The sequence below is a fragment of the Colwellia sp. MB3u-8 genome (assembly GCF_014076985.1).
Classification (GTDB): domain Bacteria; phylum Pseudomonadota; class Gammaproteobacteria; order Enterobacterales; family Alteromonadaceae; genus Cognaticolwellia.
The window spans coordinates 1-11,674 of sequence record NZ_JACGVA010000059.1; the positions used below are offsets into that span (position 1 = coordinate 1).

Annotated in this window: 7 protein-coding genes; 6 read left to right on the top strand and 1 reads right to left on the bottom strand. The window is 39.7% G+C overall.

Annotated elements, in window-relative coordinates:
- The first annotated feature begins 43 nt into the window (after positions 1-43).
- The 4 genes from H4J54_RS06775 to H4J54_RS06790 all read left to right on the top strand — a co-directional run bounded on the left by H4J54_RS06775 (position 44) and on the right by H4J54_RS06790 (position 8,253).
- Positions 44-1,999: a nucleoside-diphosphate sugar epimerase/dehydratase gene (locus tag H4J54_RS06775; RefSeq protein WP_182190155.1), complete on the top strand. Its 1,956-nt coding sequence runs from the start codon at positions 44-46 to the stop codon at positions 1,997-1,999.
- Between the two features lie 140 nt (positions 2,000-2,139).
- Positions 2,140-3,306, top strand: a complete 1,167-nt coding sequence (locus H4J54_RS06780) for a nucleotide sugar dehydrogenase (protein WP_182190156.1) — start codon at positions 2,140-2,142, stop codon at positions 3,304-3,306.
- 436 nt (positions 3,307-3,742) lie between these two features.
- The gene (locus H4J54_RS06785; protein ID WP_259367395.1) at positions 3,743-5,962 is read left to right on the top strand and encodes a YjbH domain-containing protein; all 2,220 of its coding nucleotides are present in this window, start codon (positions 3,743-3,745) and stop codon (positions 5,960-5,962) included.
- Positions 5,963-6,663: 701 nt separating this feature from the next.
- Complete coding sequence (locus H4J54_RS06790) at positions 6,664-8,253, top strand: hypothetical protein (RefSeq protein WP_182190157.1); 1,590 nt, start codon at positions 6,664-6,666, stop codon at positions 8,251-8,253.
- A gap of 126 nt (positions 8,254-8,379) precedes the next feature.
- Here the strand turns inward: H4J54_RS06790 and H4J54_RS06795 are convergent, their stop codons facing one another.
- Positions 8,380-8,850, bottom strand: coding sequence for an Lrp/AsnC family transcriptional regulator (locus H4J54_RS06795; protein ID WP_182136577.1), 471 nt, complete (start codon positions 8,848-8,850; stop codon positions 8,380-8,382).
- A gap of 256 nt (positions 8,851-9,106) precedes the next feature.
- Between H4J54_RS06795 and nhaA the strand changes: the two genes are divergently transcribed.
- The gene (gene nhaA / locus H4J54_RS06800) at positions 9,107-10,321 is read left to right on the top strand and encodes a Na+/H+ antiporter NhaA (RefSeq protein ID WP_404851892.1); all 1,215 of its coding nucleotides are present in this window, start codon (positions 9,107-9,109) and stop codon (positions 10,319-10,321) included.
- A 42-nt stretch (positions 10,322-10,363) separates the two neighbouring features.
- On the top strand, positions 10,364-11,233 hold the full coding sequence (locus H4J54_RS06805; RefSeq protein ID WP_182190158.1) for a prohibitin family protein: 870 nt from the start codon (positions 10,364-10,366) through the stop codon (positions 11,231-11,233).
- Positions 11,234-11,674: the final 441 nt, after the last annotated feature.

Genomic DNA, 11,674 nt, shown 5'->3' on the forward strand with positions numbered 1-11,674 from the left:
AGAACCTAGAACCTAGAACCTTAAGTAGTAAAAGGAACTTGTAATGGATAGCTTTATCCGCTTAATTATCAATGCATCACGGGCAAAAAAGCGCGTGATTACTTTGTGTGTCGACTCACTTTTTATCGCAATGGCTTTTTGGTTAGCGCTTATTGTTAGGCTTGATAGTGTTGAGCCTTTAAAAAGTGCCGATAATTGGTTGTTGTTGGCCTTATTAATACCCATCAGTTTATATGTATTTATTAGCTTGGGTTTATACCGTGCCGTGCTTAGATACATGAACTCGCAAGCACTCTGGGCCATTGTATTAGGTACAGCGATAACAACCGTTGTGCTTGTGTTATTAGCTTTTTTTATCGGTGTGGGCATACCCCGTACTATGCCGTTTATTTTTGCTTGGTTGTGTTTGTTAACCGTGGGCGGTTCGCGCATATTAGTCAGGGCAATTATTGGTAAAATGACCACCAGTAATAAAGAGTCGGTGATTATTTATGGTGCGGGCTCTGCGGGTATGCAGCTTGCTACTGCGTTAAATGCAGGCCCTGAATATTTTGTCAGTGTGTTTATTGACGACGACGTAAATAAACATGGCTCAATAATACAGGGTATACCCGTATGTGCTTTTAGTAACATAGATGAGTTAATAAAAAAACGTAAAGCCACTAAGGTGTTACTGGCCATGCCGAGTGCTACACGTGCAAGGCGTAAACAGGTATTGGCTCAGCTAGAGTCCCTAACCATTAAAGTGCTGTCCATTCCGAGTATGGCTGATGTGGTTGAAGGTAAAGCAAAGCTCTCTGAATTTAAAGATGTTGGTGTTGAAGACTTATTAGGGCGCGACCCTGTAACGCCTAAACCTGAACTAATGACTGCGAATATAAGCAATAAAATTGTTATGGTTACCGGTGCGGGGGGTTCTATTGGCTCTGAACTGTGTCGGCAAATAGTTAAAATAAAACCCACAAAGTTAGTACTTTTTGAGCGTAGCGAAATTGCGCTTTACTCTATTGAAAAAGAACTAGCTGAATACATTACTCGCCAAGCACTAGCCATTGAGTTAATTCCTATTATGGGCTCAGTGCAGCGTGTTAACCGCCTCGAAACTGTTATGATCAGCTTTGGTGTGCAAACCGTTTATCATACCGCAGCCTATAAACATGTCCCCTTAGTTGAGCAAAATGTAGTTGAAGGGGTGCGTAATAATGTCTTTGGCACCTATTATGCGGCCAAGGCTGCTGTTAACGCCAAAGTAGCTACCTTTGTGCTTATTTCTACCGATAAAGCCGTACGCCCCACTAATGTTATGGGGGCTACAAAACGCATGGCCGAGCTAGTACTGCAAGGCTTAGCGCAAGAGCAAGGTAGCAAACATAACACACGTTTTTGTATGGTGCGTTTTGGCAATGTGCTTGGCTCGTCTGGCTCTGTAGTACCCCTATTTCGTCGCCAAATACAACAAGGCGGCCCAATTACATTAACTCACCCCGATATTACGCGTTACTTTATGACCATACCTGAAGCCGCTCAACTTGTAATACAAGCAGGGGCTATGGGTAAAGGTGGCGATGTGTTTGTGCTTGACATGGGCAACTCGGTAAAAATAAAAGACCTAGCCATTAAAATGGTCAGGCTGTCGGGCCTGGAAATTAAAACAGAAGATAACCCGCATGGCGATATAGAAATAAATTGCACCGGCCTTCGTCCAGGTGAAAAGCTTTATGAAGAACTGCTAATAGGCAATAACGTAGCGCAAACCCGGCACGAGCGTATAATGACCGCCAACGAAGTTATGCTGCCGCTTAAAGAGCTCAATGTATTTATTGATGCCTTAGATATTGCTTGTCATAATTTTGAGCATGAAAAAATTCGCCAGCTATTACTCGACGCACCTACAGGTTTTAACCCTACTGATGGTATTTGTGATTTAGTGTGGGATGCTAGGTCTGAAAATGTTTTGGAAGAGAAGGTTTTGAGTAATGTGGTTAATTTGAAAAAATAAAAGAGCAAGCTTTAGATGTCAGGTGGATATGAGTAGCAGTGGTCAGCCATCAGCTTTCAGCAAGAAATCTTATACTTTATCCCTGAGTGTTTAATAAAATTTATAGTTAAGTATTTAAGATTAAAATTTAGGGAAAACAAATGAAAATAACAGTAGTAGGCACAGGTTATGTTGGCCTGTCAAACGCAATGCTTTTAGCACAACATAATGAAGTAGTTGCGCTTGATATTGATCAACAAAAAATAGCACTTTTAAATAATAAACAGTCACCTATTGTTGATACCGAAATTAGTGCGTTTTTAGCACGTGATGGTTTAAATTTTGCAGCTACCACAGATAAAGTTGTGGCATATGAAAATGCAGACTTTGTTATTATTGCCACCCCTACTGACTATGATGTAGAAAATAATTATTTTAATACTAGCTCGGTTGAAGCAGTTATTAAAGACGCTATAGCACATAACCCAAGTGCTGTTATGGTAATTAAATCGACTGTACCAGTTGGCTTTACTCAAAATATTAAAACTGAGTTAGGTATACATAATTTAATTTTTTCACCAGAGTTTTTACGTGAAGGCAAAGCCTTACACGACAACCTATACCCATCACGTATAGTTGTTGGTGAGCAAAGTGAGCATGCTGAAGTGTTTGCTAACTTACTTAAGCAGGGAGCTATTAAACAAAGTATTGAAGTACTTTTTACAGACTCAACCGAAGCTGAGGCTATTAAGTTATTTTCAAACACTTATCTTGCTATGCGTGTAGCTTACTTTAATGAGCTAGATAGTTATGCCGAAGCACATGGCTTAAACAGTAAGCAAATTATACAGGGTGTAAGTTTAGACCCTCGTATAGGTAATCATTACAACAATCCGTCGTTTGGCTATGGCGGCTATTGTTTACCAAAAGATACAAAACAACTACGTGCCAATTATGCTGATGTACCAAACAATATTATTGGTGCAATTGTTGATGCTAATACCACACGCAAAGATTTCATTGCTGACTCAATTATTAAGCGTAACCCTAATGTTGTGGGTATTTATCGTTTAGTAATGAAGTCGGGGTCTGATAATTTTAGAGCTTCAGCCATTCAAGGTATTATGAAGCGCATTAAAGCTAAAGGTATTGAAGTTGTAGTTTACGAACCTGTACTTGAAGAAAATGAGTTTTATCATTCGCAGGTAATTAAAGACTTAAACGAGTTTAAAAAAATATCTGATGTTGTTGTATCTAACCGCATGGTTGAAGAGCTCAGTGATATTGCTGATAAAGTGTATACGCGCGACTTGTTTGGTAGTGACTAAGATAAAGATTAAATGTTAAAGAAATTAGAAGCCATATATCAGAACAAAATTAGATAAGCTCCGGGATTGGGTTTGGCCTTAGACAGGACTTTTCAGCGTAACTCGAAAGCAGCTTTAGGTTAGGGTGAATGCGATTTAGAGGGCATTAATTGCTTTCGGTTTGATAAAAACATCGCGCTAACAAGCGTATAGAATCTTTGTTTTTTAGCCTTGAGACTATTAATTTATTTCTATTTGTCATTAATATAATTTAAGCTGTTTATGCTAACCACCTTGAAAAACAGCGCTAATAACGTTTGCCTACTACAAAGTGTAGTAAATACTCACATTAGTCGTGAGTGAATAATTGATTGATTGATGCTGTGTTAATGCCACGTTCATGTCGCATTTATGTCGCATTGACAATCACTAAAAATAAAAGAGTTAACTCGGATTTATGACTATTATTATGACTAAATTAAATACGGTATTTTTGGGCGGTTTAGTTGCTTTAAGCGCGCCTCTTATGGCGGCAGATAAATTAAATAGCTTTCAATCGTTAAATGGCTATACCGGGCTAATTAATACGCCATCGGCACAGGCGCAGGCTAAAGGCACGGTTGATATTGGCTATAATAACCAGTTAGACTTTTCTGGCAAACTTTATGAAAACGGTCATAATTTTATTTTTAGCGCTGGCTTGTTTGATGGCTTTGAGATTAGCGGGCAAATTGCCTCTAGCACTATGCATGACTATACTTTTGCTCTTACTGAAAAACAAACCCGTGATCTCTCGTTTAACGCTAAGTATCAACTTCCGTTTATTCCTAATGATTGGTTTAGTTTAGCGGTAGGGGGTAAAGATGTTGGTGGTGCTGCGAATCAGTACGCAACTTATTATGCGGTGGCCTCTAAACAGCTAGGTGACTTTAATTTTAGTGCTGGGTTGGCTAAAAGCGATCGTTTAACTGGGCAAATGGATGGCGTATTTGCCGGTGTTGAATGGCAATTATTTGATTGGTTTAGCCTACAGGTAGAGCATGATGGTGAGGCAGAAAATGCCGCGGCTCGCATTACCTTACCTAAAAAATGGCTGTTTGATCTAGGTACATTGACCTTAACCAGTCGCTTTTATAGTAATAGCGCTTATGATGAACAGGACGCCTATTGGGGCCTTAACCTTACCATACCCTTGTTTGATGACTATGATCAGCCCGTAGTTAACAGCAAAAGCGCAGCACAAGTACAACCAAACCACGCGGCTGCTGCATATGGTGTAAAACAAAATAAACCGCCAGGCTTTGTTACTTCGGCTTCCAGGGATGCTGCACCTGTACCTTTAGTTAAAACTGTAGCATCAAAGAACACCGCTAGCCGAAATACCATGAAAATTGCTGCACAGGTTTCAACTTACCCGATAACGGCAGCCGATACCGCTTTAAATACTATTACCTTAAATAAATTGACCTTAAATACCCAAGCATTCTCGCTAAAATCGGCACTGGCTGCCGATGGCTTTGAAAACATACTGGTAGGTTATAACCAACAAAAGCAGTTGATTATTCAGTTTGAAAATCCGGTATTTAACCGTAACGATATTGATGCCTTTGGTTTAGTGCTTGGCCGTATAGCCGAGCATGTAACCGAGCCAGGTGTTGAGTTTACTGTTCAGCTGGCAAAATACGACACGCCATTAATGAGCATACTCGGGCAAGTTGATCATTACCGCGCCTTTATTAACGGCCAGCAAAATCCAGATTTAGCTATACAGCAAGGTGCAATGCCTATCCCCAAAGGGGTAACTTGGGTTGGGCTTACACGAGCAAACTCGCCTTACTTTAAACCCCGGGTAACCATTGGCCCAGCACTAACAAACACTTATGCTACAGAGTTGGGTGTTTATGATTTGTCGTTAGCGCTACGCGCCGATATTGATTTACCCTTATGGCAAGGGGGTGGTGTAAGTGTTAGCGGCCAAGTACATGTGGCTAACACGGACGATTTTGGAAAAACCGCGCCGTTTAAACATTATCGTGAGCATACTGGGGTTGACCGTGCGGTGTTTTATCAAACCTTTGCCTTACCTTTTGGTTTATACAACCAAACTCAAGTAGGTTACTTTCAAGAAACCTACGATTACAGCGGTATTATTAATGAAACCGCTTGGTTAAGCCCTGCAGGGCGCCATAAGGTAAGTGCTAATGCTGGCTACTTTGTATATCAAAACTATAATGGTAACCGCGACTATAAAACGCTGTCGTACCAATATAACTGGGTAGAGCAGGATATTACTTTTCATGCTACGGCGGGTGAGTTTTGGAGTAAAGATACCGGTGCCAAACTAGAAAGCCGTTTTTGGTTTGGTGATAGTTACATTGGCCTGTTTTACGAAAATACCAGCGCGCAAAAAGCCGGGGTGTCTATCAGTATTCCGCTAACCTCACGCAAAGATATGGCCGTTACCCGATATGGTCAAATAAAAGGTAAAGAAGCTTGGCGCCATACGGCGAGTACGCAAATAGGCAAGTCGCATAACCGCCTAGTATTTAATCAGGGTTACACTCCAGGTACAGCCATTAGCTTAGACCGTAGTTTTTTAAATCAAGGCCGCATGTCGAGCGATTATATTTATGCTAATTTAGCCCGATTGAAAAATGCTTATATGGAGTATAAGTAAAAGCAGCAGGGCAGTTATCTTTTGGTTGATGACACTGTAGGGGCGAATTTATTCGCCGTGGTACAAACCAAATATAAAACACAGGTGATTGGCAAATTGTTCGGCCAATAAAGGCGACTAAAGTCGCCCCTACGTTTTTAACGACATTTTTTGGTTACGGTCTGCTGTAGGGGCGAATTTATTCGCCTTTGGACAAAGCTCAATATAAAGCAGGGGTGTTGGCTAGTTGTTTAGTCAATAAAGGCGACTAAAGTCGCCCCTACGTTTTTTTACGATATGTATTGGTTGAGGTCTGCTGTAAGGGCGAATTTATTCGCCTTGGTACAAAGCTCAATATAAAGCACGGGTATTGGCTAGTTGTTCGGCAATTAAAGGCGACTAAAGTCGCCCCTACGTTTTTTTACGATATGTATTGGTTGAGGTCTGCTGTAGGGGCGAATTTATTCGCCTTGGTATAAAGCTCAATATAAAACACGGGTGTTGGCTAGTTGTTCGGGCAATAAAGGCGACTAAAGTCGCCCCTACGTTTTTTAACGAAAGTTTAAAGCTTTTAGCAAAAAATTAACAAGCTCGGTGTATAACCACGGGATACAACAAGGTACAATAAAACAGTATTAAAAAACACCACAATTAAGCAGTATTAAAACACAATCAAGCAGTATTAAAAAACAACACAATGATGGAATCAAAAAGGACTCTCTATGTTTACTAACAAAAAATCACTATTAGCTTTATCAGTAGTATCAGCTATTGCATTATCAGGCTGTTTTAGCGACAAAAAAGGCGCTGAGACGCCACCACCGGTTGAGCCGCCACCAGCCGTTATCGTTCCGCCAGCAGCCCCAGTGGCATTAGCCCCGGTTGCAAACGTTAACGTTATTGATGCTGAAAGTACTGACCTTGTCGCTGCTAACATTTCATTTTTCGAAAATGGTACAGCGTCAACAAACATCGTTGATATTGATGGTAATGTTACTGCTACTATTGAGTCTGTTGATGGTAGTTTTACTTTTCAGCTGAAAAGTGGTGCTAGTGTTTCAGAAATAACTGCGATTGTTACCGCTGATACTTATATTACTAAAAGCTATGTTATTGAGCTTGAAGACTTAAGCGAAGGTAACCTAGATGTGCAATTGAAGCTGATTTCAAAAGAAACAGCGGGTGTTGCAACTGCTGAAGTCACTGGCACTGTAGCAGGTGGAGCTACTCCAGGTGAAATTACTGCTAATGTAGCCGACGGTCAAGCAGCAGCCAATGTAACAGTTGCTGCGGGCACTATATTACAAGATGCCGATGGCAATGCAATTTCTGGTAACAGTATCTCATTAGAGGTAGTTACTGCAGATACTAGTACATCTGCTGGTACAGCAATTACACCAGAAGGCTTAAATGCTGCTGAGTCAGCTACAACGCTTTCACCGGTAAGTGTTGTAAGCGTAGTAATGGTTGATAATAATGGCGTTAAAATTAAGAATTTTTCTCAGCCAATTACTATTGAAATGGCACTACCTGCAGCTAAAGGTTTTACTACAGGTGATGAGCTAGCATTACTTTCGCAAAACGAAGATACGGGTGTGTGGACAACTGAATCTCAAAAATTAGTTGTGGGTGACCTAGTTGCCGCAAACAACTACTACAATACAAGCTTTGCAATTGATCACTTAACTACCTTTGCGGGTGTTAAAGAAAGTGCTACTTGTACTGTACCTGTACGTATTTTAACTACGGGTGATGCAATGCCTGCTGATGGTTTGTATGTTGATGTTTCATCAGATGGCGTTAATTTTTCTAAAAAGCTTAAAGCCAATAATCCAATATTTGTAAAACTAAACAAGCTATCTAAAAGAGGTATTGCTGTAGATACTAAAGCGAATTTAGTGATTACTGATAGCAGTGACACAGTATGGTTTGAAACAGCGGAAGAAGTTAACTTATGTGGTGATATTAACGCAACATTAGCTGGCCCAGCTGTTGTTAATGAAACACTTTCGTTAGTAGCGCAGTGTAGTAATGATACCAGCTTAACTGTGGCGGCCTCTGGCGCATTAGTTAAATATAGCTTAACTAATAAGTCTAAAAAAGTGGCTAAAGACCAGGGTGAGGGTACTTACGCTCTAAGAAACCTTCTTGAAGGTTCAACTTATAACGTAACTGTTAAGTATAAAGGTAGCCTTGCAAGCTTAGGTACTAAAGCGTATACAATTACTGCCGATGGCACTGATGAAACACAAACAGAGTCTATTGTTTGTGATACAGCAACTGGTAGTACAGGCAGTACAGGCGGTTCATAGTACACTTTACTGCTAACGAGTAAGTAACTATAGGGGTAACCCTAGATAAAAAAGCCGCTTAATGCGGCTTTTTTTTTATCAGTTTTTGCTGAGATTTAATGCTTTGGCTTTGTCGGTACTCAGATATTACTCATCATCAAAAATAGGTAATACGCCACTACGGCTATGTTCAAAAATAAGTGAGGTTTCTACTGTGGTGACTTCTTCGCGAGAAGTAATGGCATTGAAGACAAACTGACGTAAGTGTTCACTATCTTTTACCGACATATGAATAAAGTAATCATAGCTTCCGCCCATGTGATATAAGCTGACAATTTCAGGTAGCTTAAGCAGATCATCTCTGAGTTTATTGACAATTAATTCTGAATAGGGCTGTAACTTTATTGCCGCTATGGCTTCAATGTTGCCGCCAATACTCTTGAAGTTGATATCAATAAAAGCGTTATTGATGACACCATTATTTTTCATGCGTTTAACACGCTCTAAACAAGTTGAGGGCGCTATGCCTATCTGTGATGCTAACTCTTTGTTGGTAATATCTGCGTCTTTATAAAGCAAGGTGAGAATACGTAAATCTATATCATCAAGTTTTTTCATTTATACATTAGCCTTTGGGAAATATTTGCTGGGTTTTCTTTTCATCTATTTACATATTACACTTATTAAATGCAATATTACCAGTGAGCTGACTATAAAGATGAATTATTTTCGATATTTATGCATCTTTCCGAATTTTTGTCATTAATGGCTGCCGATGTAAATTAAAACGTTTACAAATTAACAGCTTAACAAATTTGTAAAAACACGCCATGTGACATATTATGTCATGTGGTCAATAAATTGATGAGAACAAATGATGATTAAAAGTGTTAATGATTTCTTAAATCTTGAAGCGGCCAGTGGCATTATTTTAATGTTTGCTGCCGTAGCTGCGATGATTATCGCCAATTCGCCGTTTATGGTCTACTACGACATGCTGTTGAACATTCCCGTTCAGGTTGCGGTTGGCAGTTTTGAAATAGCTAAGCCACTATTATTGTGGATAAATGACGGCCTAATGGCGTTGTTTTTCTTTCTTGTGGGTTTAGAGCTTAAGCGAGAATTTATAGAAGGAGATTTATCACAACCAGGACAAGTGACATTGCCGGCCATAGGCGCTTTAGGCGGAATGTTGATACCTGCCTTATGTTATGTTGCCTTTAATTATAATGATCCTGATGCGATTAATGGTTGGGCAATTCCAACCGCTACTGATATTGCTTTTGCCTTAGGTATTTTGTCGATTATCGGTAGTAAGGTACCCTTACAACTCAAGGTGTTTTTAACCTCGTTAGCTATATTTGATGATTTAGGCGCTATTATCGTTATTGCTTTATTTTATACCGATCAACTTTCATTATTATCCTTAGTGGTTGCTGCCAGTATCATCGCTATATTATTTGCTATGAATAAACGTGGCGTCACCAATACCGCACCTTATATTTTCTTAGGTGTTGTACTTTGGATAGCGGTATTAAAGTCGGGTGTACATGCGACATTAGCCGGTGTTGTGTTAGCCTTTTTTATTCCTATTAAAGGTAAAGAGGGTGAGGCATCACCGCTTAAGTCTTTAGAGCATAATTTGCATTCGCTGGTTGCCTTTATTATCTTACCGGTATTTGCTTTTGCTAATGCGGGAATAAGCTTTGCGGGTGTTGGTATTGAGCAAGTGATGGCACCTGTACCCTTAGGCATTATTGTCGGCTTGGTTATTGGCAAGCAACTTGGGGTGTTTGGTTTTTGTTTTATTGCTATAAAGTTGGGCTGGGCAAAAATGCCGGCTAAGGTTAATTGGCGCTTGCTCTATGGCGCGGCCATATTATGTGGCGTGGGTTTTACCATGAGCTTATTTATTGGCTCTTTAGCCTTCGAGCAAGGCAAGGGCGTTAACCTGATGTTTCAAGACAGGTTAGGCATTGTGATTGGTTCATTGATATCGGGTGTTTTGGGTTACTTCATTATTAAAGGTGGTGTTGACAGTGCTGAAGAAAGTGAAGAAAGTAAAGAAAGTGACGATATAAAAGAATAAATGCAGATAATAAATTCTATAGAAAATAAAAAAGGTTTACTCATGAAAATAGAACAATTTAATATCCCAGTAAAATCGATTATCGTAGTTGCCGCCGTTGTTGTTGCTGGCATTGGCTCTGTGTATACGGTTAACGAAGGTCATATCGGCATTGTAAAACGCTTTAGTGAAGCAAAAGAGCAGGTAAATCCTGGCTTGCATTTTAAAGTGCCTTTTATTGATAGTGTTGAAGAAATAGAAGTACGCACCCGTAAAAATGAAGAAAAAATGGCTTCGAGCACCAAAGAGCAAATGCCGGTCACTATTAGTGTTTCAGTGAACTGGACAGTCGATAAAGCCGCGGCATTGGAGTTATTTAGACAATATGGCGGCTTGTCACAATTTGAAAACCGAATTCTAGATCCCCGTTTTAGATCAGCGACAAAAGATGTTATTCCACAATATGACGCGGAAAAGCTTATTCAAGACAGAGCAGGCGCCATTCAAGCAATTGAAGCTAACTTTATTGAAGAAATGAAAGAATTTCCGGTGACGGTTGATAATATTCAAATTGAAAATATTCAACTGCCCGCTAAGTATTTAACTTCAATTGAAACAAAGCAGACAGAGAAAAATTTAGCGGATGCCGAAAAGCATAAGTTAGCCCGACAAAACCTTGAAGCGCAACGTGATGTCAATACAGCCAAAGCCAAAGCGGATGGGATTAAATTAGTCGCGATTGCGGAAGCTGAGTCGATTCGCATTAAAGGTTTGGCAGAAGCTGAAGCCATTACAGCTAAAGCTAAGGCGCTAGGTGATAACCCGCTAATTGTTAAGTTAACGGAAGCGCAAAACTGGGATGGTAAATTACCGGCAACCGTACTGGGTAGCAGTAATATGCCGATTTTAGATATGAGAAGTACTAAAGATTAAGCGTTATTTTAATACTAGATTTTAATACTAGATTTTAATATTAGATTTTATTACTAGATTTTAAATGATGATTTTAAACGGCGAGGTAACAATCGCCGTTTTTCGTTAACACTATGTTTAATTGATGCTATCGGCCTGGACTTTTTCTGGCTTAGTTATCTTTAAAATGCTCTATATCTAACATTCTTTATATCTGACATTCTCTATATCTAACATTCTTTATATCTGACATTCTCTATATCTAACATTAGGCTTTAACGGGCGATACTCTGCCAGGGTAACTGAGCTTTTTATTATAGCGGTTGTCGTCATGATATCAGAGCGTGTGTGGCAATATGTGATACCAATTTCATTAAGTTATTGCCCACTTGTACTGGTTAAAATACACCAAGGCTAGGGTGCTCTCAATCACAATAGCCAGCTATTGCTCAATCAAGCGTC